The 26,013-nt window shown below is 70.3% G+C and carries 20 protein-coding genes; 7 read left to right on the top strand and 13 right to left on the bottom strand.

Annotated elements, in window-relative coordinates; translation table 11 throughout:
- Positions 1-212 (bottom strand): hypothetical protein (locus tag ACWDX9_RS24800; RefSeq protein ID WP_449957731.1); only part of this gene is annotated, 212 nt, incomplete at its 3' end.
- A gap of 30 nt (positions 213-242) precedes the next feature.
- Between ACWDX9_RS24800 and ACWDX9_RS24795 the strand changes: the two genes are divergently transcribed.
- Positions 243-3,440, top strand: a complete 3,198-nt coding sequence (locus ACWDX9_RS24795; RefSeq protein ID WP_449957729.1) for a hypothetical protein — start codon at positions 243-245, stop codon at positions 3,438-3,440.
- Between the two features lie 85 nt (positions 3,441-3,525).
- Here ACWDX9_RS24795 and ACWDX9_RS24790 read toward each other — a convergent pair whose 3' ends face one another.
- Complete coding sequence (locus tag ACWDX9_RS24790; RefSeq protein WP_449957727.1) at positions 3,526-4,158, bottom strand: TetR/AcrR family transcriptional regulator; 633 nt, start codon at positions 4,156-4,158, stop codon at positions 3,526-3,528.
- 32 nt (positions 4,159-4,190) lie between these two features.
- Entirely contained in the window at positions 4,191-5,387 is a 1,197-nt protein-coding gene (locus ACWDX9_RS24785) for a cytochrome P450 (protein WP_449957725.1), read from the bottom strand.
- Between the two features lie 129 nt (positions 5,388-5,516).
- Between ACWDX9_RS24785 and ACWDX9_RS24780 the strand changes: the two genes are divergently transcribed.
- From ACWDX9_RS24780 to ACWDX9_RS24770, 3 genes are all read left to right on the top strand, one after another.
- Positions 5,517-6,155, top strand: coding sequence for a class I SAM-dependent methyltransferase (locus ACWDX9_RS24780; RefSeq protein WP_449957723.1), 639 nt, complete (start codon positions 5,517-5,519; stop codon positions 6,153-6,155).
- Positions 6,152-7,159, top strand: a complete 1,008-nt coding sequence (locus ACWDX9_RS24775) for an aldo/keto reductase (RefSeq protein ID WP_449957721.1) — start codon at positions 6,152-6,154, stop codon at positions 7,157-7,159. Before ACWDX9_RS24780 ends, ACWDX9_RS24775 begins: the two co-directional genes overlap by 4 nt.
- Before the next feature lie 215 nt (positions 7,160-7,374).
- The gene (locus tag ACWDX9_RS24770) at positions 7,375-8,760 is read left to right on the top strand and encodes a hypothetical protein (protein WP_449957719.1); all 1,386 of its coding nucleotides are present in this window, start codon (positions 7,375-7,377) and stop codon (positions 8,758-8,760) included.
- Positions 8,761-8,816: 56 nt separating this feature from the next.
- On the opposite strand, the gene ACWDX9_RS24765 is transcribed toward ACWDX9_RS24770, so the two are convergent.
- The gene (locus ACWDX9_RS24765) at positions 8,817-11,828 is read right to left on the bottom strand and encodes an MGH1-like glycoside hydrolase domain-containing protein (protein ID WP_449957717.1); all 3,012 of its coding nucleotides are present in this window, start codon (positions 11,826-11,828) and stop codon (positions 8,817-8,819) included.
- A 55-nt stretch (positions 11,829-11,883) separates the two neighbouring features.
- Here ACWDX9_RS24765 and ACWDX9_RS24760 point away from each other — a divergent pair, with 55 nt between their 5' ends.
- A complete protein-coding gene (locus ACWDX9_RS24760; RefSeq protein WP_449957715.1) occupies positions 11,884-12,360 on the top strand; it encodes a phosphotransferase in 477 nt (158 codons plus the stop codon).
- A gap of 67 nt (positions 12,361-12,427) precedes the next feature.
- On the opposite strand, the gene ACWDX9_RS24755 is transcribed toward ACWDX9_RS24760, so the two are convergent.
- From ACWDX9_RS24755 to ACWDX9_RS24740, 4 genes are all read right to left on the bottom strand, one after another.
- The gene (locus tag ACWDX9_RS24755) at positions 12,428-13,252 is read right to left on the bottom strand and encodes a MarR family winged helix-turn-helix transcriptional regulator (protein ID WP_449957714.1); all 825 of its coding nucleotides are present in this window, start codon (positions 13,250-13,252) and stop codon (positions 12,428-12,430) included.
- Positions 13,253-13,382: 130 nt separating this feature from the next.
- Positions 13,383-14,261, bottom strand: coding sequence for an SDR family NAD(P)-dependent oxidoreductase (locus ACWDX9_RS24750; RefSeq protein ID WP_449957712.1), 879 nt, complete (start codon positions 14,259-14,261; stop codon positions 13,383-13,385).
- A 226-nt stretch (positions 14,262-14,487) separates the two neighbouring features.
- The gene (locus ACWDX9_RS24745) at positions 14,488-15,072 is read right to left on the bottom strand and encodes a dihydrofolate reductase family protein (RefSeq protein WP_449957710.1); all 585 of its coding nucleotides are present in this window, start codon (positions 15,070-15,072) and stop codon (positions 14,488-14,490) included.
- A 234-nt stretch (positions 15,073-15,306) separates the two neighbouring features.
- The gene (locus ACWDX9_RS24740) at positions 15,307-15,813 is read right to left on the bottom strand and encodes a pyridoxamine 5'-phosphate oxidase family protein (protein ID WP_449957708.1); all 507 of its coding nucleotides are present in this window, start codon (positions 15,811-15,813) and stop codon (positions 15,307-15,309) included.
- A 588-nt stretch (positions 15,814-16,401) separates the two neighbouring features.
- Between ACWDX9_RS24740 and ACWDX9_RS24735 the strand changes: the two genes are divergently transcribed.
- Entirely contained in the window at positions 16,402-17,757 is a 1,356-nt protein-coding gene (locus tag ACWDX9_RS24735) for an FAD-binding oxidoreductase (protein WP_449957707.1), read from the top strand.
- A 9-nt stretch (positions 17,758-17,766) separates the two neighbouring features.
- On the opposite strand, the gene pdxR is transcribed toward ACWDX9_RS24735, so the two are convergent.
- The 5 genes from pdxR to ACWDX9_RS24710 form a co-directional block, all read right to left on the bottom strand.
- Positions 17,767-19,197 (bottom strand): MocR-like pyridoxine biosynthesis transcription factor PdxR, encoded by a 1,431-nt coding sequence (gene pdxR, locus ACWDX9_RS24730; protein WP_449957705.1) that lies wholly within the window; start codon positions 19,195-19,197, stop codon positions 17,767-17,769.
- Positions 19,198-19,521: 324 nt separating this feature from the next.
- Positions 19,522-19,764 (bottom strand): hypothetical protein, encoded by a 243-nt coding sequence (locus ACWDX9_RS24725; RefSeq protein ID WP_449957703.1) that lies wholly within the window; start codon positions 19,762-19,764, stop codon positions 19,522-19,524.
- A gap of 10 nt (positions 19,765-19,774) precedes the next feature.
- Entirely contained in the window at positions 19,775-21,922 is a 2,148-nt protein-coding gene (locus ACWDX9_RS24720) for a hypothetical protein (RefSeq protein WP_449957701.1), read from the bottom strand.
- Positions 21,919-23,505: a peroxidase family protein gene (locus ACWDX9_RS24715; protein ID WP_449957699.1), complete on the bottom strand. Its 1,587-nt coding sequence runs from the start codon at positions 23,503-23,505 to the stop codon at positions 21,919-21,921. The genes ACWDX9_RS24720 and ACWDX9_RS24715 overlap by 4 nt, the downstream gene beginning before the upstream one ends.
- Positions 23,506-23,507: 2 nt before the next feature.
- On the bottom strand, positions 23,508-24,824 hold the full coding sequence (locus ACWDX9_RS24710) for a cytochrome P450 (protein ID WP_449957698.1): 1,317 nt from the start codon (positions 24,822-24,824) through the stop codon (positions 23,508-23,510).
- A 227-nt stretch (positions 24,825-25,051) separates the two neighbouring features.
- On the opposite strand from ACWDX9_RS24710, the gene ACWDX9_RS24705 reads away from it, so the two are divergent.
- The gene (locus ACWDX9_RS24705) at positions 25,052-26,002 is read left to right on the top strand and encodes an acyl-CoA desaturase (RefSeq protein ID WP_449957735.1); all 951 of its coding nucleotides are present in this window, start codon (positions 25,052-25,054) and stop codon (positions 26,000-26,002) included.
- The last annotated feature ends 11 nt before the right edge of the window (positions 26,003-26,013 follow it).

The following is a 26,013-nucleotide window of genomic DNA, read 5'->3' as shown; positions in this document are numbered from 1 at the left end:
GCGGCGGTGACCAGCGCCGTGGCGGCCACCGCCGCCGCCAGAACTCGCTTCATGCGCATCCTTAGAGAGGAGAAAGCCTCCTCCCACCCAGCGGGGCGTACCGCCGGCACCGCGGCCTGCTCACCGCGTGGTGCGAGGAGGTCCCGGACGGCGCCGACGGCGCGCTGGCCCTGGCCGACGGCTGGGCGGCGCTGGCGAAGGCCGCCGGGCACGCGCTCGGCGGGCCCGAGGACGAACGCGCCGTGCGGGCCCTGCTGGAGAGCGGCTGCATGGAGTCGGCACCGCAGGCCCTCTGGACGTTCGTCCTTCCGTTGCTCGGCCCGATGGCACGGGCGGACGCGGGCATCGGCCGCGCGCTCCTCGGCATCCTGCCGCTGCCCGCCAAGGACACCCCCAAGGCGAAGAGCGCGGCAGTATCGCTCCTGCTCGGCAACCTCGCGGGCGCGGGCCTGACCGCCCCGTTCACCACGTCCCCCGGGCCGGCGGTGAAGGACTGGCTCGGCCGCTTCCTGAAGCGGTACGCGGGGCTCGCGCTCCCCGTGGCCGGTCTCGGCGACCTCCTGCACGACGCCGGTACGCGGCTGCGCGCGGAGGGCCTCACCTGCGACGACCATGAGGCGGTGCTGGGAGTGGACGAGGACGAGGTCAACCACTGGGAGGAGACCGCCGCCGACCTCCCGCTCCTCGATCTCCTCCTGGACCGCGGCGTCCCGCTCGCGCGGCCCCGGCTGCTGCACACGTTCAAGCTGTACGACCGGCTCGCCGCCGGAGCGGGCACCGATCTGGCCGCCGTCGCCGCCGACCCGGACTGGGCTCCGCTGCTGCGCGACGCGATCGTGGGCAACGTGGCCAACCAGCTCAACGTCACGGAGCCCGCCGTCCCGAAGCAGACCGCCCCCGAGACCGTACGGGCCCTGACCGCGACACCGGGAACGGCGCAGATCGTCGCCGCCATCCTGGCCGAGCATGCCGAGCGGGTCGTCCCTGATCAAGGGCTTCCGGACGTGCACGCCGCCCTGTGTGACGCCGAACGGTTCACCATCGCCGGAGTCCCGGGCCCCCTCCTGGACAGCGTCCGGGCGATCGCGACCGGGACGGACCCGGCCCGCGCCCTCGCCACCACGCTGAGCGGCGGCGTCCTCGACGAACTGGAGTTGCCCGCCTTCGTCCCCGGCCACGTCAACACCATCACCGACTACCTGGAAGAGAGCGGCACCGACCTGCTCCTGATCGAGTCCGGCCGGCTCTGGGAGCACAAGTTCCGCGCCTGCGTCGTCACTCCGGCTGGAGTCGGCCCGTCCCACGGCTTCGGCACGTACGAGTTCGTCTCCAGCCGGTCCCACGAACGGACCGAGGCGCGCGACCTCTACGACCGCTGCCTGATCGCCGTGAACGGCCGGGTGACCGTACTGGACCACGGCGGCCCGCACTGCCCGCACGGCAGCGCGCACCCCGCCGCCCGCCGCGTCGTACCGGCCGACGGCGAACGGGTCGCCTTCCCCGGTGGCGCCGAGGCCACCGTGTGGCGCGGCCAGGGCCGGATCATCGAGCTGCGGGACGCGGCCGGGCGGACCATCGGCCGCTACGTCCGCGGCTGGAGCAGGGTGCCCGAGCACGACGGTGCCGAGAACATCAGCACGGTCGGGCGTCACCGCTACGCGTCCGGAACCCGCCTGGTCGCGCCTCCCGGCCGGTGGTCGGCGATGCGGCCGCGCGACCCCGAGGGATCCAGGGCGCTGCGCGCCGTCGACGAGAAGAAGGCGCAGGCCCTGATCGACGTTGCGGACGCCGCGCTCGCCGCCGGCCTCATGCGGGTGCTGGACCCCGAGAGCGAGTACGCGGAGAAGGTCGCCGCCCGCGACGAGCTGGCGGGACGGCTCCGCCCGCTCCTGCCGGAGATCACCGACGAGTCGCTCCGGAAGGGCGTCACGTTCCTGGTGTGGACGGCCGTCGAATGCCGCGAGCGCGCGTTCGCCCTGCTGGAACGCCTGGTGCTGACCCCGCCGCCGCACCTGCGCCCGGCGCCCGCCTCCGCGGCGCCCGCCGTCCTGCCCGAGAAGTCCCCTGAGAAGTCCCCCGAGCCGTCCCCCGGGCCGGACGATCCGGGGCCTGAGTCCGCGTACGAGAGGATCGTCCACTTCACCCGCGCCGCCGTCGATGTGCCGTACGACACGACGATCGCGACATTCGACGCCTCCGCCGTCAAGGGGGTCGAGAACACGCTGGGCCGCCTCGGCGCCGCCGTCCTGGAGGCCGCGTGGGGCAACGGCGTCGGGCGCGCGCGACTTCTGGAACTGGCCGCCGTCCCCGAACTCCTCCGTACCGACGGCACCTGGCACGTCGCCCGGCTGCGCCCGGAGTACGACCTCGGGCAGATCCGTTCGGGTCGCGGCCCCATCATGGCCGCCGCCGTCGCCGACCACGAGCAGGTGGGGCACGGGTACGCGGTCACGGCGCTCCTCCACACGCCGGACGGCCCCGACCCGCTCCTGTTCACCCGCAACCGCGCCGTCGAGCTGCGGACCTGCCGCGGCTGGGGCGACCAGGACCGGCTCCGGCGGGCGCTCGACCTGATCGCCGAGAACGGCCCGCCGCCCGTGGACCGGGAGGCGACCGTACGGGCGTTCGCCGAGGCCACCGGCCTGTCACCGGCCCAGTGCCTGATCCTGCTGTCCACCTCGGCCCGCACGCTCTCCTGGCCCGACGGCTGGGCGCGGGGCCGCGTCGCCGCCTTCCGCGAGGGCGACGCCGCCCGCGAACTCGACCTGCGCACCGCCGCGCTCTCCTTGGAGGCGCTCACCACCATCGACGAGGCCGTCGAAGTCGTCGAGCTGCTCATGCCCGACGACCCCGCCGACCTCTGGCGTACGGGCCCCGACCTGGACCGGGCGGTCGCGTACTGGACGGAACGCCACCCGAGGCTCACCCCGCTCACCACCGAGCAGTGGGTCACCCTCGCCTCCGGCGCCGAGGACGTCCTGGAGGCGCTGATCGCCCTGCTCGGCGAGCGTCCGTCCGTACCGCCGCTGGGTCACAGCGCCCGCGCCGCGAGGCTCCTGGCCGACCGCCTGCCCGAGAAGGACCACCCCGCCCGTACGACCGCCGCCGCCCGCCTGCGTGACCTGCACGAACACGTCACCGGCCCGGACACGACGCTGCCCATCGCCGCCGGGGTCACCTCGGTCACCGCCCTGGAACGAGCCGCCGGAGCGACCGCGGTCCACCTCCCGGAGAGCAGGCTCGCCATCGGCGAAGCCCTCATCCTGGAGCCCGCCGGGGACGGCTACCGCGTCCACCTCCGCCCGTCCCGCTGGTCCGACCTGGACGCGCTGGCCCCGGCCCTCCGCCGCGGCGGCGCCACCGATGTCGCCCTGGTCATGGAGGACCTGCGCTTCCTCCGTTCGTCCGAGCCGCTGGAGGCCGCGGCCCGGCTGGAGTGACGTTCCCGGAGGCGCGCGGTGCGGGCCACGATGTCCAGCCGCCTTCACGGCCGGCTCAGCATTGCGTAAATCGGATCAGGCGGGTTCAGTGTCCGATCTGTCGCGAAGTCAGGGAGGAGTCGAGGATGTGGTGTGACCGGGCGGAAGGGGCCGGCAGTTCGTCGTCCGACGGCCGCAGGCTCGACAGCAGCAGCGCCAGGTAGCGGCGGAGATCACCGCATTCGGGGTCGCCCGAATGCATGGTGGCCAGCGCCATCACCAGGATGGCGGCCAGGTCGCGGACGATCAGGTCGTGGCGTACCGCGCCCTGCCGCTGGGCCCTGGCCAGCACGACGCCCAGCGGCCCCATGAACCGTACGGCGATGTCGACGGTGAACGCCCCCGACATGCGCGCCGCCCGCAGCAGCGCGCGGTGCGCCGCGAGGGTCTCGACCGAGGCGGTCAGCGCCTCGGTCAGCGCCCGTCCGGCGTCGTCGGCGTCGCGGGCGGCCAGGACCAGCGGCTCGACCTCTTCGGCGAAGTACGTCTGGAAGGCCGCCCTGATCACGCCGTCGCGGTCGCCGAACCTGCGGTAGACGGTGGCGCTGCCGATGCCGGCGCACCGGGCGATCTCCTCGAGTGACACGTCCGGGCCGTGCTCGCGCAGACTCGCGATGGCGGCCCGGACGATCTTGTCCGCGTTGCGCAGCGCGTCGGCTCGCTGTCGCTGCTCGTGCACATGTGAACGCTAGCAGCCGACGCGCCCTGGGTTCACCAGGCGACTTCGAAGCTGGTCAGCCCGAAGACGATGTGGAAGGAGCGGAACTCGGCGGGGGCGCCGCTCTCGCGCAGGCCGGGGAAGCGCTCGAACAGGGCGGGGAAGGCGATGCGCAGCTCCATCCTCGCCAGCGGCGCGCCCAGGCAATGGTGCACGCCGTGGCCGAAGGCGACGTGGCCCATCTCGCCGCGGGTGATGTCGAAGCGGTCGGGGTCGGAGATGTACTTCGGGTCGCGGTTGGCCGAGGGCAGCGCCAGCATGACCAGATCGCCCGCCGGGATGTGCTGTCCCGCGACCTCCACGTCGGTGGTGGTCACCTTGGCCACGCCCGAGTGCACGATGCTGAGCCAGCGCAGCAGCTCCTCCACCGTGGCGCCGATCCGCTCGGGCTCCTTCTTGAGCAGTTCGAGCTGGTCGGGGTGGCGCAGCAGGGCCAGAGTGCCGAGCCCGAGCATGTTGGAGGTCGTCTCGTGGCCGGCCAGGAGCAACAGGTTGGAGATGCCGGCGAGTTCGTCGATCGACAGATCGTCGCCGTGCTCACGCACCAGCATGCCGAGCATGTCCTCGCCCGGCTCGACCTTGGCTCGGGCGACCAGTTCGGACATGTAGGCACGCGACTCCAGCGAGGCCGCCGTGCGCTCCTCGGCGGGCCTGGAGATGTCGAGCAGCGTGTTGGTGCGCTGCTGGAAGTCTTCGCGGTGCTCGTACGGGACCCCGAGCAGCTCGCAGATCACCAGCGAGGGGATGGGCAGCGCGAAGGTCTTGATCAGGTCGACCGGCGAGCCCGCGCGCTCCATCGCGTCGAGGTGGTCGTTGACGATGTCGTGGATGCGGGGCTCCAGCCGGCGCATGCGGCGCATCGTGAACTCCGGCGTCAGCATCCTGCGCAGCCGGGAGTGCTCCGGCGGGTCGAACAGCAGCAGGTTGCCCGCCTGCATCTTCGCGACCTGCTCGGGGCTCAGGCCCTGCATGCCGGGGACCGGGAGGTTCTGCGGGCGCCTGTTGCTGAACCGCTCGGCGTCTCCGAGGATCTCTTTGACGTCGGCGAAGCGGGTCACGAGCCAGGCTTCGAGCCCGAACGGCGTGGGCACCCGCTCGATGCCCGCGCTGTCGCGCAGTTTCGCGAGCTCGGGCACCGGATCGAACGCGGTGCGCCGCATATGCAGGGGCAGAGTCACAGGATCGCTCATGTCATCTCCTGGAGAGGCCGATGTGCCGGAAACGCCCTTCAAAAATGATAGTAATCCATCACTTGCCCGGGGTGGGCGGCGACCGGCACCTTCTGGATCCTTTCCCGTGGGCTCTCATATCGTCGGATCATGGAATCCCAGGAGCTCCATCTGGACCGCGCACGAGCCACGTCCTTCGGCTCGGTGGCCGAGCAGTACGACCTGTACCGCCCGGAGTCCCCGGACGAGCTGATGGACGAACTCACGGCGGGCCATCCAACCCGCGTGCTCGACGTCGGATGCGGCACCGGCAAAGTGGCCCGGACGCTGGCCAGACGAGGGCTGGCGGTGCTGGGGGTCGAGGTGGACGAGCGCATGGCGAACGTCGCGCGGGGCCACGGCGTCGAGGTGGAGGTCGCCCCGTTCGAGACCTGGGATGACGCGGGGCGTCGCTTCGACCTCATGACCTGCGGCGACGCGTGGCACTGGATCGACCCCGACGCCGGGATCGCGAAGGCCGCACGGGTGCTGGCCCCCGGCGGTGTCATGGCCTGGTTCTGGAACTCCTCGCAGGTCGAGGAGCCGGTGGCCGCGGCGTTCACCCGCGTGTACGCGCAGCACGCGCCGGAGATCGTCTGGGTCTGGGGTCCACGGGACACGACCTGTACCGAAGGCGTGCCGTCGTCCGCCGACGGAGGCGGCGCCTTTGACCCGTTCCCCGTTTCCTTGACCTGGAGCGCGCTCGAGCTCCTAGCGTCGGTGGCACCGAGAAGGGAGCAGATCACGTGAGAACTGTGCAGCTTGGCCGTACGGGCGAGCAGGTCAGTCAGCTCGCCCTGGGATGCATGATCATGGGAACGGCGACACCGGAGGACGAAGCCGTCACGATCCTCGATCGGTACCTCGAGGCCGGAGGCAATTTCCTGGACACCGCCGACTGCTACTGCTGGTGGGAGAACCGGGGGAGCTACGGCGGCGAGAGCGAGGAGCTGCTGGGTCGCTGGCTGGCCAGGACCGGGCGGCGTGAGCAGGTGTTCCTCGCGACCAAGGGCAGCGCCGTAATACGCGACCTGGACGCGGTCTGGTCCGAGGGCCGGCCCGACTGGGACGCCGCCTACCGGACGTTCGTCGGGGCCGGGGCGAAGACCTTGCGCGAGGCCATCGACGGCAGCTTGCGCCGGCTCGGCACCGACCATGTCGACCTGTACTACGTGCACGTCGACGATCGCGCCACCCCCTTGGAGGAGACGCTGGAGGCGCTGGCCGGAATCGTCCAGGCCGGCAAGGCCCGCTACATCGGCTGGTCCAACGTGCGAACCTGGCGGTTGGAGCGGATCCGCCAGTTGTGCGCCCAGCACGGCTGGCCGGCGCCGGTGGCGCTCCAGCAGCAGCACTCCTACCTGCGGCGCCGCGCCGGGCTCCGGCACGCGTCCATCGTGGACGACGAGCAGCTCGACTACCTGCAGGCACACGACGACCTGACCCTGGTCGCCTATTCGCCGATCCTCAAAGGCATCTACGACAGCCCCGCCAAGCGGGCAGGCCACGGGGTGATGGACCCTTACCTGGGGCCGGACGCCGAGGCCCGACTCGCCGTTGCCGCCGAGGTGGCCGCTGAGACCGGCGTCACCCCGAACGCGCTGGTCCTCGCCTGGCTGCTGCACCAGACCTCGCCGGAGATCGTGCCACTGATCGGGCCACGCACGCTCCAGCAGTACGAGGCGGCGCTACCGGCGCTCGACGTCAAGCTCACAGCAGAGCAGCTTGCCCGCCTCGACGCCGCCGGAGCCTGACCGGAACCCGACGCCGGGCCCGCGCGCATCGGATCGCCCGCCAGACCCGGGTGGGGGAGTGGGTGATGGGTCGGGCTCGGCGATGACTCCGACGCGTTAGTGTGTCTGGCTCGCCCTGATGGGGTGCCGTTAAGAACTTTGCGAGCCGCCAAACCCGCGGCACGGGGAACTCGCGCATGGAAGATCGCGTCAAAGCATGAATGAGATCTTTTCGCGTGTTCGTGGCAGCTGCCCTCATCGTCCTGGGGGCCGGATGCGGCGGCAACGTGGCGGACCCTCGGCAGGGACGTCCTGCGACCACTCCAGGCCAGGCTTCCGCGACGCTGCTTCTGCCGGAGCAGCCAGGAGACCTCCATCTGGAGCAGCTGGTCACATCGGACGCCGAACAGGATCCGGTCACGGCGTACGCGGAAGGCGACACGCCCGGCGGCAGGACGCTGGCCGTCCTGGTGACGGAGTCGGAGGACTGGGACCAGCCGTACGACTGGGAGCGGCCGTACCGTGGAAAGCCGGTCAAGCTGGACAAGCACGAGGCGACCATGGGCGGATCGGGACGGCACCGCTGGATCACCTGGCCGGTCAAGACGAGCCAGGACTTCGAGTCGTTCGCGGTGCTGGGCCACGGGTTGTCGGACGCCGAGCTGATCAGGGCGGCCAACGGAGCGGCAGAGGATCTGCGGCGGCCCCGGATCGATGCCGCGTATCTGCCACAGGGACTGGACCTGGTCAAGACCGGTTCGCTGCCGATCGGCAACTGGAAGGCGGAACTCGGCGGAACAGAGCAGGTCTGGACCAACCGGCGGGCGCGCGCCAGGATCTCCGTCAGCCAGTTGCCCGGCGATGCCGCCATGGAGATTCTCGCCGGCGCCACGGTCAGGGGAGAGCCTCGCGAGATCCGCGGAACCACCGGCCTGGCGGGTGGCGATCTGCTGTCCAGCGGATCGCTCAGCCTGGACTGGGTGCACCAGGACCAGACCCTCATGATCCCCAAGGTCCGGCTCTGGCGGGAGAACGGCATGATCGTCAAGGTGTCCGCGCTGGGGCTTTCCGACCTGGTGGTGGACGCGTTCGTGCGAGGTCTGCGGCCGGCCGGCCCTGAGGCCGTCGAGCGGGCGCGTGGCCAGATCCTGGAGTACCCTCCCGATCTTCTGTTCCCGCCCGTCGACGATGAGAACCGTCCGTTGCGTGTCGTCACGCACGGCAGGAACGCCGAACGGGCCTGGGCCATGAGCGCCGGTCTGCAGGACGGAACCTTCACGTCCGCGCTCCGCGTGCTCTCCCGCCGGGCCGAGATCGTGGACGGTGGCGGCGGGACCTTCGACTGGAAGCCGGAGTACGGCCGGGTGCCGCTGACGATCATGCGTGACGTGTTGGAGCTCGACCTGCCCAGCGACAACGTCCTCATCGGCTTCGCGGGGACCGGAGTACGGAACGTGCGCATCAGCTACGCGGACGGCACCTCGGCAGAGCCCCCGCTCGGCCCGGCGGGAGGTCCAGGCGGCGTCCGCTGGTTCTCTGCCGAGGTGAAGTCCCGCTCGTTCAAGCTCTCCGCAGAGATGAAGGACGGCAAGGTCACCGACACCGTACGGCGCATCCCCTGAGCGGCCTGATCACGTGCCACGAGCCGTGGAACAAGGGGACGGCCGCACGGCGGTGGTCAGGCGGCGCGGCCCTCCAGACCGGCGATGGTGATCGTGCCGGAGGTGGCGCGCAGGCCGAAGCCGTACCGGAAGCCCTCGCGGGCCTGCGGCGTGGCCAGCGTGGCGCCGATGCCGGCCGTGCGGAGCCGGTGCCACCGGCCGCCCGTGTGGGCGAAGGAGGTGATGGTGTCGCCGGACAGCACCAGCGCGAACCGGTCGCCCGGCGCGAGCGTCAGCGGCGCGTCGCCGGGCGTGTCCAGGAAGCGGCCGCCGACCCGCACGTTGATGCCGGACTGCTTGCGGGTGTTGTTGTACCAGGCGGTCACGTAGGTGTCCCGGTCCTTGACCCAGCCGACGAACACGCTGTCCTCCGGGCTGCCGGTGCCGGCGAACGAGCCGACCGTCACCACGCTGATCGCCTCGGCCGACGACGGCCCCGCCGGGCCCGCCACCAACCCGAAGAAGGGCTGCGCGCCGCTGCCCGCGAACCGGCCGCCGCCGGCCGTGGTCGCCGGCTTGGCCTCGCCGTCGAAGGGCTGGTGCACCGTGTAGCCCGCCGAGGTGTCAGCGGTGAACGCATCCTGGGCCTCGACCTTCGCATAGGAGGCGGGGTCGAGCGGCACCTCCACGTGCGCGTACGCGCTGGCGGCCCGCCCAGACCGGTCGTACGTCGCGAAGGCGCGCACCGGATAGGCGTCCGGGCGTGGCGAGGTCCCAGGCGGCGGCGTCACCCGCCAGCGCACCGCGAACCGGCCGCCGGGCCGCACCACGGGCGTCTCCGCGTGTCCGAGCGGCTCGGCCGACCAGCCCGGCGGCACGGCAGGCGCCACCTTGACGTGGGTGGCCGGCTTGCGGCCGTCGTTGGTGAAGGTGGCGGTCACCACGGCGGGCACGCCCTGCTCGGTGACGGCCGCGTCCAGCCGGGTGTCGCCCGCGGCGGGCGACCACGCCTGCAGCTCGGTGACGCCGACGTACGCGCCGGGCGGGTTGCCGAACACCAGCCGGATCCTGGTCGTGGTCAGGGCCGGGAACGTGATCCGGTTCAGCGCCGCACCCGGCTCTCGCGGCGTGCGCGCCTGCCCCGGCACCTCCCGCCACGCCGACCCGTCCCGGAACTCCAGCCGGTACGACGCCGGCGCTCGCACCCCGCCCCCGTCGTCGTAGGCGTAGAACCGCACGTCGCTCACCTGGGTCGGCACGCCGAAGTCCACCCCGAGATGGTCCTCTGGGTTCGGGGAGCGGTAGTTGGTCCAGCGGCTGTGCGGGACGTCGTCGTAGAAGATCCGCCCGTCCACCGCGTCCCACACGTTGTCGATGCCGTTGGTGTACGACGCGAACGGTTTGGGGTAGCCGGTTCCGTACGGATTCGCGGCGTCGTTGCCGGGACGCGAGGAGCGGTCGGGCTCGACGGCGGCGGGCACGCGGGCGGTCAGCTCGCCGAGCGCGGACCGCGCGGCGGCGAGCCTGCCGTTCACGTAGACGCGCAGTCCCTTGCCCTGGCCGTACCTGGTGCCGTCGCGGTCCCACAGCACCGTCACGTTGTGCCCGTGGTACGGCACGTTCTCCAGCGCGAAGTGGTCCCACTCCGCGGGTGCGAGCGGGTTCACCACGACCTTGCCGTCCGCCTGCGGGCGCAGCCCGATCAGGCCGCTGATCACCAGGTCGTCGAAGGTGGAGTGGTTGTAGTGCTCGCTGTGCCCCCGCGCGTCGTAGATCCAGCGCGGCTCGTCGGGGTGGTGAGCCTCGGCGACGTACGGGTGGCCGTCCTTGTACTGGGTGAGCGCGTAGCCGCGCAGCACCCGGTAGTAGTCGGCGGCGGTGACGACGTCCTGGTCGCGGTCGTTGAGCAGGTTGGCCATGGCGGTGAGCGTGGTCGAGGTGGAGTACGGCCAGCTCGGGCCGTCCCAGCGGCAGCAGCCGCCGAGCGCGTCCCGCATGAAGAAGGGGCTGCGCCGCTCTGCCGTGGTCGGCCCGTACGGCGCGGCGAACCCCTGCGGGTCCAGCAGTTGCGCCCACGCCTTCTCGGTGCCGGGCTTGGCCATGCCGAACGCCCACGGTACGAACCCGATCTGCTCCCTCGTGGAGACCAGCTTCCGCTGCGGGTCCAGGTCGGCGCGGGCCTTGTGGTAGAAGAACTGCCGCTCGGGGTCCCACAGGTAGCGGTGCAGCGCGTCGCGCAGCGAGGTGGCCCGCCGCTCGAACGTGCCGGACAGGGCTCCGTCGCCGCGCATCCGGGCGATGGCGGCGATCGCCCTGGCGTCGCCGTACTGGTAGGCGTTGAGCGTCGGCCGGTAGCCCGCGCCGCCGTGGTAGGGATCGGCCGGGTCGGTCTCGTAGGAGGAGGCGGTGTACTCCATCGCGTCCCACACCGGCACCGACCAGTACAGGCCCAGGTCCTTGTCGTACTGGCCGCCCCACTTGTCGTACTGGCGGACCAGGTCGGGCAGCAGTCCTTCGACGAAGGACGCGTCGCCCGTGACGAGATAGCGCTGGTAGGCGGCGTCGGCCGCCCACCAGGCGTACTGGTGCGCCCAGTCGTCGGTGTCCTTGTTGAGGTACTCCTCCTTCGGCTTGGGGCCGCTGCCGGGGCCCTGCAGCCAGTAGGTGAGGTAGTCGTCGATCGGGCGGGTGTCGCGCAGCCAGCGGCCCTCGTACACGTGGTGGCCGGCGGCCGCGACGATGCCGCCGAGCGGCGCGGCGTAGCCGGGGGCGTTGTGGAACTCGGTGATGATGTCGCCGGTCGCGGAGTCGGTGTAGCGGATGTGCCGCTTGTAGGTGCTCCAGCGGTAGTAGTAGACGTCCTGGATCTCCCGGTCGGGCACCTCCAGGAAGGGGATGTTCGCCTCGTACCACTCCGGTTCGGCGTATCCGGCCAGCAGCGCCCGGTGGTCGAGGAAGGCGGTGCCCGGGCCGACCTCGGGGTATGCCGGCGGGGGCTTCGGAGTGGCGGCGTTCGCCGGGGTGAGGGTCAGGGCGGTCGGCGCGACCAGCGCCGCGAGCATCGCGAGCGCCGCAGCCGTGCGTCTCATGGTCACCTCAAGCGTTCTCGGGGGGTGACGGTAGACCGCTCAGATCCGATCGCGCTTGCGGATCGAATCTGACCGATATTGCCCACATATTGACCAGTCGCGAGCGAAAACGCAAGATCTGTCCGGGAATGCGCGCCGACATCCTGACTGCAGATATCGCCCTGCCTGCCTCTGGACTGCTGGCCGGGTCCCGCCGAAGGGCGCGGACGCGGCGGCATGGGCCGCGGCGATCGGCGTGATCCGCAAGCCCGCGCCGCCCTATGAGGGGCGGCTCCTCCACGGGGACTTCCAGCCTGGCAACGTGCTGTTCGACGTGCCGCCTCCAAGGTCGGCAGGCGCCCGGATCACCGGCGTCGTCGACTGGGCGAAGACCTCCTGGGGCCCGACGGATTTCGATGTGGCGCACTGCTCCACCGATCTCGCACTGTTGCACGGCGCGGCGTGGGGTCTTTCGGCGGGGCCGACAGCCCGCAGCCGACCGGCCTTCTTCTTGCCGGGCAGCCAGGCGCCTTCGGTTACGCCAGGCGGGTGATCCCGCGCAACGACCTGCTCACCTCGGTGGCCGGGCCGGGGTCGTCGCCGTCGCCCGATGCGCCCGCTCAGTCGTCGACGGCCTGTACCGCGGCGGCGATCGGCTCGAGCCCTGCGGCCAGCTCGTCGAGCTCGTCCGCACTGAGCACGTCGTACGCCGGCGCGGCCAGCTCGTCGGTGAACGCCTCGATCCGCTGCTTGGTCTTTCGGCCGGCGTCGGTGAACCGGCCGGCGGCGTCCACGAGGCCGCGGCCGCGCAGTCCGTCGACCACGGCGGCCAGCCGTGCCTTGGGCAGGTGGTGGATCCGGCCGAACTCCTCCGCCCTCATTCCGAGGGAGAGGGCCATGAGGACGTGGGACTCGGTGCCGCCGATGCCGTGGGCGAGAAGGGCGGCGTTGTGGCCGTCCCCGCGGTGCTCCCGCAGCAGCGTCGCCGCGTGCCAGAGCCTGGCCACCGGCTCCTCGGGTACGTCGAGCGCCCGTAGCCCGGCGTACAGCACTCGGCCCTCGGTCGGCGCGCTGACCGCTGCTCGGGTGGCGCGGTCGGCGGCCCGCGCCAGAGCGGGGGAGTCGGCGAGCTCCCCGATTCTCTGCCGCAGCGCGGCGGTGCTGCCCCGCTCGCGTACGGCGATCGCCTCCTGCGGGCTGATCTTCCCCCACACCCAGGGGATGTGGCGCGCCACCTCGCCGTCGGCGAAGTTGTAGAAGACCGCGTGCACCACCCCGGCCGGTGCCATCCCCAGCGGCGCGGCCCGGCCGGCGAAGTATCCGTCCCAGTAGTTGCGCATGCCGACGGCCAGGAACGCCTCGTTCGCCACCTCGGAGAAGGTGACAGTGGCGATCGGCTCGACCAGCTCGAACATGCGGTGGATCTTGGCCTGTGGGTGCGGCATCGGTGGTTCTCCTGTGCTCGTGACAGCGCCCTCGTGGGCGGCCTCTCATCCTGGCTACGAACGACGCGGCCCGGATACGACAACTCCGGTCGATAATTTCCGGTCGATTCCGCCGGGCAGCGTCGGGGTGTCACCCGGACTCGGTCACCGCTCGGTCGCTGTCCCTATCGGTGGTAAGGGGCGTCCCGTCGGAGACGCTGAGACCGACTTCTCGCCAGGCCTCGTCGCTGGCGGCGAGTTCCCGTGCCGCCTGCTGCGCCAACGGCACGGCATCGGCGCCGAGCAGCAGGCGTAGGGGGGCATCGTCTCGGCCGGCGATGTCTCGGACCACCTGGGCGACACGGCGGGCGCTCGTCGCCTCGTGACCGGAGGCGGCGCGCACCAGCTCGGCGAACGCTCCGATGGTCGGCTGGTACGGCGCGCTGGGCTGCGAGATCGTCATCGACGAGCCCGCCCAGTCGGTGCGCATGCCGCCCGGCTCGAGAACAGTGATCTTCACCCCGAACGGAGCGAGCTCGTGGGCAAGGCCGCTGGAAAATCCAGTTACGGCCCACTTCGCCGCCTGGTAGGCAGTCAGACCAGGGGAGGAGAAGCGGGCACTGAGCGAAGAGACCTGGATGAGATGACCATCGCCCTGCTCGCGCAGGATCGGCACGACCGCCTTCGAAACGTTGACGACGCCGTAGAAGACGGTTTCGACCTGCGTGCGGAACGAGTCGATCGTCGTGTCCTCGAACGAGCTCAAGTCGCTATAGCCGGCGCTGTTGACGACGACATCGATGCGACCGAACCTCTCCACGGCCTGAGCAACCGCGCGCACCGCCGCGTCATGATCGGTCACGTCCAGCCGCAGCGGAAGCACCCCATCGCCGTAGGTGTCGAGGAGATCCTGCAACCGCTCCGGGTTGCGCGCCGTCGCCGCCACGCGATCACCCGCTTCGAGCGCGACCTCGACGAACGCGCGACCCAGACCGCGCGAACCTCCTGTCACGAACCACACCTTGGACATCGACACTCCTGGCTATTTGATCGACTCGCATGACAAGCTCGGTACTCCGGTGGACATGCCCGCACGTGTGCTCGACATCGACGCCGGTGGTGCTCCCTATCGCCTTCGAGCGCCAAGGGGGCAGTCTGGTGTACCCGACGACTCATCAACGGCCGCGAGGTGGGTGAGGAGGAACCCTGCGTCGCGGGGGTTCTCCGGTATGAGGCGATGGCGCTGGTCGCCGTGGTCACCGGCCGGCATCTGAGGTCACCCGGTAGCGCAGGTGCGTGACACCGGGCGCATCAAGCACCCGGGTCAGCTCGAACTCGATGCGATCAGCGCCGAACAGCCGCCGCCCGTCACCGAGTACGACCGGGATCAGGTGGATCTCCAGCTCGTCGAGCAGGCCCTCGCGCAGCAGCGACTGCGCGAGCCCGGCACCGTGCACCATCACGTCCTTGTCGCCGGCGGCCGCCTTGGCCTCGCGCATCGCCGTTGCGACGTCGGGCACGTAGTGAACCCAGCCGCTCTGCGGCGCCGGCGGGACGCCACGCGTGGGTACGAAGATCGGCACCCCGTGGTGATCACCCTGCCAGTGGCCGGCGTAGTCGAACGTCTTGCGACCCACAACGACCGCACCCGTCGCCATCGACTCGCCGAACACCTGCCCGCTCAGCCCCGGCGGGTCGAAGTACGGCGGCTCGGAGACGGGCTCGCCGAGCCACTCGTGCAACCGGATGCCGCCGGTCCCGAGCCCGTTGCCCGGGCCGTCACCCGGACCGGCAATGAACCCGTCGAGCGACATCGACATGTACAACACGGACTTCGCCATCAGTTTCCTTCCTTGCCGGCGCAGGGCGAGCGCACCTGGCCTGACCATGTGGCCTGCCCGTACCGTCACCGGGATGTGAGGTAAACGGCCAGCCACTCATGTCGAAAATGTCGTTGTTCGAGGCCTGCCGCAGCGTTGCTCCTGCGGCAGGTGGATCCGGGGCGCGGCGAGCGGGACATGGCCGCCGTCGTCCACGCGATCGAGGCGTGCCGAGACGCCTGTCGCCGTCGAGCACTAGGCCGGATGGCGCCAGGGCACCACGGGCGCGCGGTGGTCGCCGGCGAGGCCGTGCAGGGGGCACGGCCGGCGCGGCTCGCGGGGGCACAGCACGAACGCCTCGCTGATCGTCGCGCGATACAGGCGCCACGCCGCCGGTGCGGTGACGTCCTCGAGCGACACGGTGGCCCCACCCCGGCTGGGGTCTCCGGGGAAGATCTCGATACCGCGCTCCAGGTCACGGCCGGTCAGCTCGGCGGCAGAGCCGGACAGGTACACCGCCCGGCCATGGTAGGCCGGCACCGTCGAGTCGAAGATCACCATGCTCAGCCTGGGACGCGCGGCGAGGTTGCGGGAGTGCTGCGTGTCGGGGCTGGACACCCAGAAGATCTCGGCGTAGTCGGAGGTCGCGAAGTAGACGGGCGATGTCCACGGGATGCCGTCGGCGTCGGCGGTACCGAGGACCACGTACAGGTTGGCGTCCATCAGGCCACGGGCGTGAGCGTCCAGATCGACGTCGGTCATGACGCCGGCCCCTGCTGGACCCGGTAGACAACGGTCATCGGGGCCTCCGTGCCGCCTTCGGTGGTATTGCGTCGAATACGGTAGGCAGAGTGTTGGTGGCGGCGATCGGCTCCGTTGGGCCGGTCGGCTGGCCAACCCGCGGGCGGGTACCGCTCTTGAGCAAGCAACGGTGTCCAGTGGATCGAGAGCTCGTCCATGATGGTCACCCCGCATCCGGGAACACGGTCGGGTTGGGCATCGTGACCTCCTTGCTCGACGGTGTACAGCCAGTCTGGCGGGCGGCACGCATCTGGACATCCGTGCTGAGCACTGAACCGCTACGGAACGGTCACTGACGTACGCCATCCTGGTAGGCGTGGCTCCGGTGGCCGAGCCGGCGCGCGTCCGGTGCGCATGGGTGGCGCGTTCACCCTTGCACGCGCAGCGGCCAGACCGCCGAGGCCGGGGGACCACAACCGTGCGCGTGGCCGTCACGACGCCCGCCCCTCCGTCGATGAGCAGATCATCGGCCGGGCGCTGAATTGGTCCTCAATTGGCGTACAGGATCGGACCTTATCGAGGGTACCGATTCCTGTCAGGCTGAGTGGCATGACGACGACAGCAGCCCGCTTCGAGGGCCAAGTACTCACGCCTGGCGACGCCGGCTACGACACCGCCCGTACCGTCTGGAACGCCATGATCGACCGGCGTCCACGCATGATCGTCCGCGCGGCGGGCGTCGCCGACGTGGTCGCCGCCGTGCGGCTGGCCCGCGAACTGGACCTCGAGATCGGCGTGCGCTGTGGTGGCCACAACGCCGCCGGCTTCGCCGTGCCTGACGGTGGTCTCATGATCGACCTGACGCCCATGGGCGGTGTGCGGGTCGACCCGGCCCGTCGCCGGGCCCGAGTGCAGGGCGGCGCGCTGCTCGGCGCGCTGGACCGGGCGTCCCAGGCGTACGGCCTGGCCACCACTGCCGGCAACGTCTCACACACCGGCGTCGGCGGGCTCACGCTCGGCGGCGGCATGGGCTGGCTGGCCCGCCAGTACGGCCTGGCCTGCGACAACGTCGTCTCCTACACGATGGTCACCGCCGAGGGGGACGTGGTGACCGCGAGCCGTACCGACAACCCCGACCTGTTCTGGGGGCTGCGCGGCGGTGGTGGCAATTTCGGCATCGTGACCGAGTTCGAGTTCGAGTTGCATCACATCGGCACGCGGACGCTGGTCGCCGAGTTCGACTTCCGCGCCGAAGACGCCGTCCCGGTCATGGAGGGCTGGCGCGACCTGAACGCCGTCGCGCCCCGGCAGGCGACGTTCACCGCCAGTGTCAGCAGCGCTCCCTCTGGCCCGATCGCCACGCTGGGGTTCGTGTGGGTCGGCGACCCGGCCGAGGGCCGCCGGCTGCTCCCCGCGATGCGGGCGCTCGGGCGTCCCGTTGCCTCCCGCGTCACCACCCCGTCCTACCTCGAACTTCAGCAACGCGAGGACTCCACCGGCGGCCACGCCTACCGCCGCTATGCCAAGGGGCACTACCTGCGGAGCTTTCCCACCGCGGCGATCGAGGCGTTCCTGCTGCGCGGCGGCTCCGACCTGAGCGCGAGCCTGGAGCTGCCGGGCGTCGGCCTGCAGGCGCACGGCGGCGCCATCGCCGAGGTCCCGGAAGCGGACGCGGCGTTCAGCCACCGCGGCACGATGTTCGAGTTCGGTGCCGGTGCCCGCTGGACCGACCCGGTCGAGGACGACGCCAGGATGGGTGCCGCCCGCGCCGCCGGTGCCTCGCTCGAGCCGTACGCCAGCGGGATCTACGTCAACTCGTTGACGGCCGACGAACTGGCCGATGGGCAGCGCGGCGTGCGGCGGGCGTACTCGGCCGCGAAGCTGGCCCGGCTGACCGCGGTGAAGACCGCGTACGACCCGGCGAACGTGTTCCACCTGAACCAGAACATCCGTCCGGCAGTGTGACGGGTCGCGTCAGGATCCCCGTACCTCCCGGATGGCCGTCGCCAGCAGCGCGACCCCCTCGGCGATGGCGCTCTCGCTGAGGATGGCGTAGCCGAAGATCAGACCACCGGGCCCGGCGCCGGCGATCCGGAACGGCCCGACGCCCTGGATGCCGAGCCCGTGCCGGGCGGCTGCCGCCACCACCGCCGCCTCGTCGAGGCCGGGCGGGAGCCAGGCGACCACGTGCTGCCCGGCGGCGATCCCGGCCGGTCGCAGCTCCGGCAGATGGGTACGCAGCGCGTCCAGCAGCGCGTCCCGGCGGCGCCGGTACACCGGACGCATCCGGCGCAGGTGACGGTCGAACTCACCGCGGCCGAGAAAGTCGGCGAACGTCAGCTGGTCGATGACCGACGAACCGCGGTCGGCGAGCAGCTTTGCCGCGGCGAGGTCGGCGACCAGCTGGGGAGGCACTACCATCCAGCCGAGCCGCAACCCCGGCGCGAGCGTCTTGCTGGCCGTGCCGCAGTAGACGACGTGATCGGGCGCCAGGCCCTGCATGGCGCCCACCGGGGACCGGTCGTAGCGGTACTCCGCGTCGTAGTCGTCCTCGACCACGATCGCGCCGCGGCGCCTCGCCCAGCCGATCACCTCGGCCCTGGCCGCCGCCGACAGCACCCCGCCGGTCGGCCACTGGTGCGACGGCGTGAGCACGACCGCATCGGCGTCGGCCCGATGGAGCGCATCGACCTGTACGCCGTCCGGACCCACCGGAATGCCCACCACCTCCAAGCCCGCGGCCCCGGCCAGCACCCGGGCATCATCGTCGGACGACGGATCCTCCAGGGCGATCCGCCTGGCGCCGCGCCCCGCGAGCACCTGGATCAGCAGCGCGATGCCCTGCCCGTAGCCGTTGCAGATGACCACGTTGCCGGGGACGGCCAGCGTGCCGCGTACCCGGTTGAGATAGTCACACAGGGCCTGGCGCAGTTCCGGCACACCGCGCCCGTCGAGGTAGGCGAACCGGTCGTTGGGTGTGGTGGTGAGCACCGTACGAACCGAGCGCAGCCAGGCGGCCCGCGGGAACTGCGACACGTCGGTGCGCCCGTACCCGAAGTCGACCCTGAAGCCGACGCCGCGGGCGGGCGGCTGCCCCGTCGAGTCCGCGTCGGCGGCGGCCGGCGGCATCGACGCGGCGACCTGGGTGTAACCACCCGATCGGCTGGCAAGATAGCCCTCGGCCACGAGCTGCTGGTACGCCTCCACGACCACCCCGCGGGAAACCCCGAGCCCGGCCGCGAGAGTGCGGGTGGGTGGCAGCGACGCACCCGCTCGCAACCGACCGGCCCGGATGCTCGCGCGGATGGACGCCTCGATCTGCCGGTGCAGCGGCACCCCGGCGTCACGGTCCAGTTCGATGAGCAAGTCCTCGGCCAGCCCGGAATTGGTCCTCAATCGCCCCACAGGAACGGACCTTATCGGCGTGTACCAATTCCTGCCAAGCAGAGTGACCTGCCGAGTCTCTCGGTGGCGAACCATCCAGATGAGCTCCTGGCCGGGGGCATCGGGACTGGGGCAGTGCGGCAAAGGCGGTCATCAAAACGGCTCGCCCAGTTGGACGCCTCGAGGGCGATGCGGCGAGCCGAGTACTTACCAGTGCGGCGCAGCAGTCGAGATTCAATCCAATGGTTTACTTTGTAAAGGGCGGCGGTTCGTAAGAATTTCGATAAGCACAAAATCGCCAACCACCAACCTCAACCACAGGGGGCCGTCAACGCCTCGGCCCGGTCATGGGCTCGCCTCGTCCGCGTAGCGGCTCAGGCGCTGCGCGGCTGTCTCCAGGTCGGCGGCGGCCGCAGTGCAGGCTGCGAGGTGGGCGGTCACCGATGCGTGCAGCCAAGGCGGTGCCTCGCCGTCGGCCTTCAGGCGTGCCTCGATCGCGCGCAGGCGCTCGGCGCAGGCGGCGAGGGCGCGGGCGTCCGAGCGCAGGGTTTCGGCGTGGGCGGTGATCGCGGCGATGTGGGCGGGCATGGTTCCTCCGTCAGATGGGCGGTACCAGGACGGCGGCGTCCCGGAGCGTCTGGCGGGTGGTGGTTGACAGGCACAGCAGGGGGCGGGCGCCGTCGAGTCCCAGTTGGCGGAGTTGGTTGGCCAGTGGGTGGGTCGACTGTGGTTCGACGAGTAGCCGCAGTGATGGCGCCGGGTGGAGTCGGGCTTGCCCGCGGGTTCGTACGCAGGATCGCAGCACGGCGCCGGCGTCGCGTGTGTAGCCGACGAGGCCGGGATCGTTCAGGGGTAGTCCTGGGCCGAGTCGTCCGCGCAGGGTGAGGATCTGGTAGGCGGTGAGGTGGGCGGTGCGGGTGTCGAGCCGGAGGTCGAGGGGTGTCAGGTATGTCTGGCCGCCCCACAGTTGTGGGCCGAGGGTGCGGACGATTGTGGTGTCGACTGCGGAGCCGATGAGGAAGTTGCCGGAGTGGCGTAGGTCCGCTGCTCGCAGTAGGTCGGGCCAGGCGGTGATGGTGGAGTGTCGCCTGGGCGGGTTGGGTTGCGAGCGTCGGTGGAAGGGGCCGGGTATGACGATGCCGATGTGCAGTTCTCCGTAGCGGCCGGCGCTGGTGTGTCGGTTCCAGGCGGCGTGTACGGCGATCAGTGTGCGGCCTGCCACTTGTATGGCGGGGCCGAGGCCGGTGCCTTCCAGTAGGTCGGCGGTGGTTGTCGGGTGTGCGGTGAAGTATGCCGTGAGGGCGTTGCCGTCGCGGGATCTGATGGGTAGTTCGATGGTTCCTTCGGGGGTGTCCATGGGGTGGGTGGGGACGGTGAGGAAGGGGAACTCGTCAGGGTCGGGTGGGCGGTCGAACAGGAGGTATGCCTGGGAGCGTATGACTTGTCCTCGGAACGGTGTGAGGTGTTCGTCGATGTGGTCGCGGGCTTCGGGGAGGTCGTGGGTGATGTTGGCGAGGTAGTGGTCGATGCTGTGGCAGTGCGGGAAGAGGTGGGTGGAGTCGCCGTAGTCGACGACGTACCAGTCGGGGTGGAGGTCGAAGCAGGTGCCGGCGCCCTGTCCGTCGAGGGTGGGGATGATGTCGTGCTGGTTGGTGACGCTGGCTACCCAGGTGCGTGGGTCGGCGGGGTGTTTGAAGTCGATGGGTGAGCCGATGGCGACGGCGTGGGTGACGGTGTGGCGGGTGCAGAAGTCGGGGTCCTGCGCGAGGTTCATGATTGCTGCTCCGCCTGCGCTGTGCCCGATGAGTGCGAGTTCGGCGCCTGGAGGGGGTCCGTAGTCGGTGACGGCTTCGGCGAGGGCGCGGCTGTAGGGGCTGCTGGACAGGACGGCGCTGCTGAAGGCGCCGAGGAGGTCTTGGGGTGATTGGCCGTCGGGGCGGCCTACTCGCATGCCTGGTGCGTGGAGGACGTGGCGGATGACGCCGTCGGGTCCTTGGATGCTCTGGATGAGGGCTCGTCCGGTGGTGCCGATGGTGCTGATGTTGGTCAGGAAGCCGAGTAGTGATCCGTGTGTGCAGAGTTGGGTGGTTTCGGTTGTGGTCAGTTCGATTCGGCGTGCGGCGCCTTCTCCGGTGTCGAGGATGGCGATGGCTTTGTTGCTGATGCCGGTGATCGGGTCGGCGGTGGCGAAGCCTTTTCCTGTTGCGATGAGCCAGGCGGTGGTGTCGTTGAGGGGGTTTTCGTCGAGTAGTGCGCGTAGTGCGAGGACTTCGCCGAAGATCGGGGCGAGTTGGCTGAGTGCGTGTACTGTGCCGCGGTCTTTGAGCAGGGCGCGTAGGGCTCGGATGGCTTCGAGGTCGCGGTCGGTGGCGGCTGCGTTGATGAGCCGGGTGAGCATGGGGTCTTCGGTCAGTTCGGGGTGGGTGGGTGCGACGGCTGCTATGCGCAGCCGGAGCGATGTGGCCAGTACGCGTATGGCCAGGCTTTCGGCGCCGAGTAGGGCGCCGGCTTTGGCGGTCGCGGTGGCCAGTCGGTTGCCGGTGAATGCGTAGCCGAGGCCTTGTTTGTTTGTTGTGGCCTTCAGCAGTGCGCGGTAGGCGGGGTGGGCTGCGGTGGGGGCGTGGGGTAGGGCGCGTAGCAGTGCGCTGTCGGTGAGTGCGGTGGTGGTGTGTGCGGCTGCGTCCTGGATGGTGATGGCGATGTCCACGAGTTCGCGGGCTATGGTGCGCAGTCGTGCGGCGGTCATGATGGGGTCCGGTGGGACATGCTGATGTGGCGGGGGGTGGGGTCTTCTGGTGTGTTGCGGCGGAGGATGTCCGAGAGTGTGCGGGTGGTGGCGAGGATCCGGATGCCTTGGGGGGAGAATGTGGCGGCGTTGAAGATCCGGGGAGCGAGCAGGGGGTTGGTGAGTGCTTGGGAGAAGGCGTCGATGGCGATGATCTTGGTGAGCAGGGGAGGCAGGATCGCGGTGGGGGATCCGGGTTCTTCGGCGAACAGGCCGACGTACAGGTCGATGTCGTTGACGTCGTGGTAGAGCTCGCGTAGTGCGTTGCTGACGCGCTGGTCGCTGGAGATCTGCTCGAAGGTGCGCACTTTGGGGAAGCGGCAGTGTTCGCGGTAGCTGTTGTAGGGGGCCAGGTCGAGTGCCCGGGAGTCGGCGATGCTGGCTACGTCGATCTCGCGTAGGACGGGGTCGGTGTTGAACAGGCTGATGCGGCCGGCTCGTTGGCGGGAGGCGTCTTCGAAGAGCCGGCCGAGTCCGGGGCCGGGGATCAGTGCGCTGCCGAAGAAGGTTTGGGTCATCGGCAGGTCGCGTCCGCCTACTGACAGGTGGGAGGGGATCAGGCTGTGCCAGCGGTAGACGAGGTTGAATTCCACCGAGGCCCAGTTCTGCCGGTGCCAGGGTGCGTGGGCCAGTGTCGCCGACAGTCGGGGGTCCAGGGTGAACTGGAAGTGGTAGGGGGTGATGTGGTTGATGTACTCCTCGACGACCAGTTTGATGAGCAGCACGATGAGGATGTTTCGGGCTGTCTGGAAGAGGCGTTCGTCGTCCCAGTGCGGGTGTTCCTGTGTGAGCAGCCGCGCGATCCTGTTGTGCTCCCGCAGGAACAGGACGGTGAGCATGGTGAAGCCGATCTGGCCGTTGCCGCGGTCGCTGCCGGTGGCGAAGAGCGTGTCGCGTTGCGCGTCGGTGAGTTGGTCGAAGCGGATGACGCTGAGTGGGGCGAACTCCGGCTTGATCTTGCCGTTCTCGCACAGGTAGGGCGGGAACTCGCCGCCGTTGAGGAGTTGGCTCTTGAGCAGTCCGCCGTCGAAGGTGCGTAGTGCGGCTGTCGCGGCTTCGTGGAGGCCGTATACCTGGTTCAGGTCGATGTGGTGGTTGGAGCTGTTCTTGCGTGGGTCGCGCGGGGTGTTGGTGTCGCCGCGCAGGAATCCGTCGGTGAACCATTGGGCGAAGTACGCGAAGAGCACGGTGGAGCGCGGGCAGGGGATCATGGATTCGCCGCGGGTGAACAGGTTGCCGGCGCTTTGGGGCGTGGGGCGGTTCTCTTCGGTGGCGGGGGTCGGGGGCAGGTGTCTGCCGCTGTAGGTGCGGTCGGTCAGGGAGGTCCATGAGGTGTAGTCGGCCATGGTGCTCAGCGGCTCGGGGCGTGGTGGCATCTCGCGGATGGCGTGGTCGATCAGTGAGGCGTTGATGCGGCGCCGGATCGGCCGGCTGCTCTGGAGGAGGTTCCAGATTGGCCGGCCGTTGGTCAGGGCCAGGAATCTGAGGCGGTTGGCGAGGCCATCCGTGGCGATGGTGCGTGCGCGTGATCGGCTTGCCGCCATTGTCAGCCTTCCCGCTCGTCGGTGCCGAGCTCTTCGGTGCCGAGCGCGAGGGTGAAGGTGTCGGGGAAGATCCCGAGTGTCCGTTGGACGTGGCCTGCGGGTGGCGGGAGCGGGTGCACGCCGGGGCGCAGGAGCAGGCGGCGTACGGTCTCGGCGATCACTACGTCGGCGACGTGCACGCCGAGGCAGGCGTGATGGCCGGAGCCGAAGAACAGGTGATGGTGGCGGGGGCGGTCGAGGCGGAACTCGTCGGGTTCCGGGACCACGGCCGCGTCGAACATGGCGGAGGCCGGTGCCGCGAGCATGAAGGTGCCGGCGGGGATCAGCGTGCTGCGCGGGGTGCCGGCGGCCAGGAGGTGGTCGCGTTCGCACAGGCGGGGAAGGAGTTTGAAGAACGGGCTGAACCGCAGTGCCTCCCAGACGTATGGGTCGAACTGTTCGGGGTCTGCGGCGAGGGCCGTGGCCTGGGCGAGCACGTGCGGGCGTAGCAGGAGTTGCTCGACCGCTTCGACCATGGCTCCCGGTGCGCTCTCCACGAAGCCCAGTGGCAGTCCGGCCATGTTGATCACGATGCGGTCGTCGGTCACGGAGGCTTCGGCGGGCAGGGAGGAGCGGGCGAGGCGGGTGAAGACGTCGTCGGGGAGGTCGTGTCCGGCCCGCAGGTTGGCCCGGTGGTCGGTGAGGCGGTTTCGCAGGTATGCGACCAGTTCGGTGCCCGCTGTGACGGAGGCGGCCTGGATCTGTGGGTCTCCGTGGAAGTTGGCGAAGCCGTCGGCGACGATGGCCCGCGTCCACCGGCCCAGGGTCTGCGGGTCGGGGCCGGGTATGCCGAAGTATTGTGCGCATACGCCGAGGGCGACGGGGCGGAACAGTCCGTTGACCGTTTCGAGGCGTCCGTCGGGCGGGGTGGCGTCGAGCAGTTCGTCGGCGAGGCGGCCGGTCAGCTCGCGGACGTCGGCGGCGTCGCGCGGGTCGAGCATGAGCTGCATCAGGCCTTTTTCGCGCCAGTTCATCGGGGTGGCGTCCCTGCCCAGCATGAACGGGGCGCCCAGTGCGGCGTCGAGGCGTGGGCCGAAGGCGCGTACCGAGAAGACCTGTTCGTGGGAGAGCACTTCGGTGACGTCGGCGAAGCGGGTGACGACCGTGAAGGCGGGTGTGGCGAAGATGGGGCGTCGCTCGCGCAGCTCGGCGAACAGGCTGCGCCAGTCGGTACGCATCCACTCGCGGACCAGGCTGAACGCGGACATCGGGTCCCGGGCCAGCGCCTCGTCGTATCTCTCGAGATGGCCGCCCGTGGTCGCCTGGTCGACAGCACCCATTCCGTGGCCCTTCGCCTGATGTCGGAGCGCACAGTGATGATCACGTTGTGCAATCACAATCTAGGGATGCGTCGCGCCTTTCTTCATGACGACCGGGTGCAGTGTTTTGCTTCCTCAGGGTAATCACGCCGTTACTGTCAGGACATTGCCGCCGTCCATGGGCCTGGCCGTTCAATTAGGAGCCTGATCGTCCTGTACCGCTCGTGGGAGGAAACGTGTCGTCACCCATGCCGCAGCCGGGTACGGCGGAGACGGTGACGGTCACCACCGGCCGCCGCACCGCCTATCTGGTCGTCCTGGTCGTGCTGCCCGTGTTGCTGCTGGCTCTCGCGGTGCCGGCTGCCTGGGGGTGGGGCATCGGCCTTCGCGATCTGGTCATCGCGGTCGTGATGTATCTGGTGAGCATCTTCGGGATCGCCATCGGCTATCACCGTCTCTTCACGCATCGCGCGTTCAAGGCCAACCGGGTGCTGCGGATCGCGCTCATGCTGGCCGGCGGCATGGCTGTTGAGGGTCCTCTCACGTTGTGGGCCGCGGAGCATCGCCGCCATCACAAGTACGCCGACCGCGAAGGTGACCCGCACTCGCCGTGGCGCTACGGCGACGGCGGCCTGGCATTGCTGCGCGGCATGCTGCACGCGCATATCGGCTGGTTCTACACGGCCCATCAGCGCTCCAGTCGCCGGCATTGGGTGCCGGACCTGCTGGCCGACCCGGATGTGCGGCGTTTCGACGCCGCCTACCCGGCGGTCGTTGTCCTGTCGTTCGCGCTCCCGGCTGCCGCGGGCGGGTTGTGGTCGATGTCGTGGTCGGGTGTGTGGAGCGCGTTCCTGTGGGGTGGTCTGGTTCGCTATGCCGTGGTGCATCACGTCACGTGGTCGGTGAACTCGATCGCGCACACCTTTGGCGACCGTCCGTTCCGTACCAGGGATCGTTCGTCGAACGTGTGGTGGGTGGCGATGTTGACGCTCGGCGAGGGCTGGCACAACTGGCATCATGTGGAGCCGACGTGTGCCCGGCATGGTGTGCTCAGGGGCCAGTTCGACCCCAGTGCGCGGCTGATCCGCTGGTTCGAGCGGGCGGGCTGGGCTCACGGCGTACGGTGGCCGAGCCCTGACCGCCTGACGACCCACCGCACCGACCACAGTCCCGATGACGGGGCCGGCTCCCTGCGATGACGTGTCGCGCG

The organism is Nonomuraea sp. NPDC003201 (genome assembly GCF_053590415.1).
The sequence above is the reverse complement of the archived record's forward strand: the minus strand, read 5'-3'. Positions and strand labels throughout refer to the sequence as shown.

Excerpts from the sequence above, each read along its gene's own strand:
- ACWDX9_RS24785 (WP_449957725.1), bottom strand. The coding sequence starts at position 5,387 with ATGAGCGATCCTGTGACTCTGCCCCTGCATATGCGGCGCACCGCGTTC.
- ACWDX9_RS24780 (WP_449957723.1), top strand. The coding sequence starts at position 5,517 with ATGGAATCCCAGGAGCTCCATCTGGACCGCGCACGAGCCACGTCCTTC.
- ACWDX9_RS24765 (WP_449957717.1), bottom strand. The coding sequence starts at position 11,828 with ATGAGACGCACGGCTGCGGCGCTCGCGATGCTCGCGGCGCTGGTCGCG.
- ACWDX9_RS24755 (WP_449957714.1), bottom strand. The coding sequence starts at position 13,252 with ATGCCGCACCCACAGGCCAAGATCCACCGCATGTTCGAGCTGGTCGAG.
- ACWDX9_RS24750 (WP_449957712.1), bottom strand. The coding sequence starts at position 14,261 with ATGTCCAAGGTGTGGTTCGTGACAGGAGGTTCGCGCGGTCTGGGTCGC.
- ACWDX9_RS24745 (WP_449957710.1), bottom strand. The coding sequence starts at position 15,072 with ATGGCGAAGTCCGTGTTGTACATGTCGATGTCGCTCGACGGGTTCATT.
- ACWDX9_RS24740 (WP_449957708.1), bottom strand. The coding sequence starts at position 15,813 with ATGACCGACGTCGATCTGGACGCTCACGCCCGTGGCCTGATGGACGCC.
- ACWDX9_RS24735 (WP_449957707.1), top strand. The coding sequence starts at position 16,402 with ATGACGACGACAGCAGCCCGCTTCGAGGGCCAAGTACTCACGCCTGGC.
- ACWDX9_RS24725 (WP_449957703.1), bottom strand. The coding sequence starts at position 19,764 with ATGCCCGCCCACATCGCCGCGATCACCGCCCACGCCGAAACCCTGCGC.
- ACWDX9_RS24720 (WP_449957701.1), bottom strand. The coding sequence starts at position 21,922 with ATGACCGCCGCACGACTGCGCACCATAGCCCGCGAACTCGTGGACATC.
- ACWDX9_RS24715 (WP_449957699.1), bottom strand. The coding sequence starts at position 23,505 with ATGGCGGCAAGCCGATCACGCGCACGCACCATCGCCACGGATGGCCTC.
- ACWDX9_RS24710 (WP_449957698.1), bottom strand. The coding sequence starts at position 24,824 with ATGGGTGCTGTCGACCAGGCGACCACGGGCGGCCATCTCGAGAGATAC.
- ACWDX9_RS24705 (WP_449957735.1), top strand. The coding sequence starts at position 25,052 with ATGCCGCAGCCGGGTACGGCGGAGACGGTGACGGTCACCACCGGCCGC.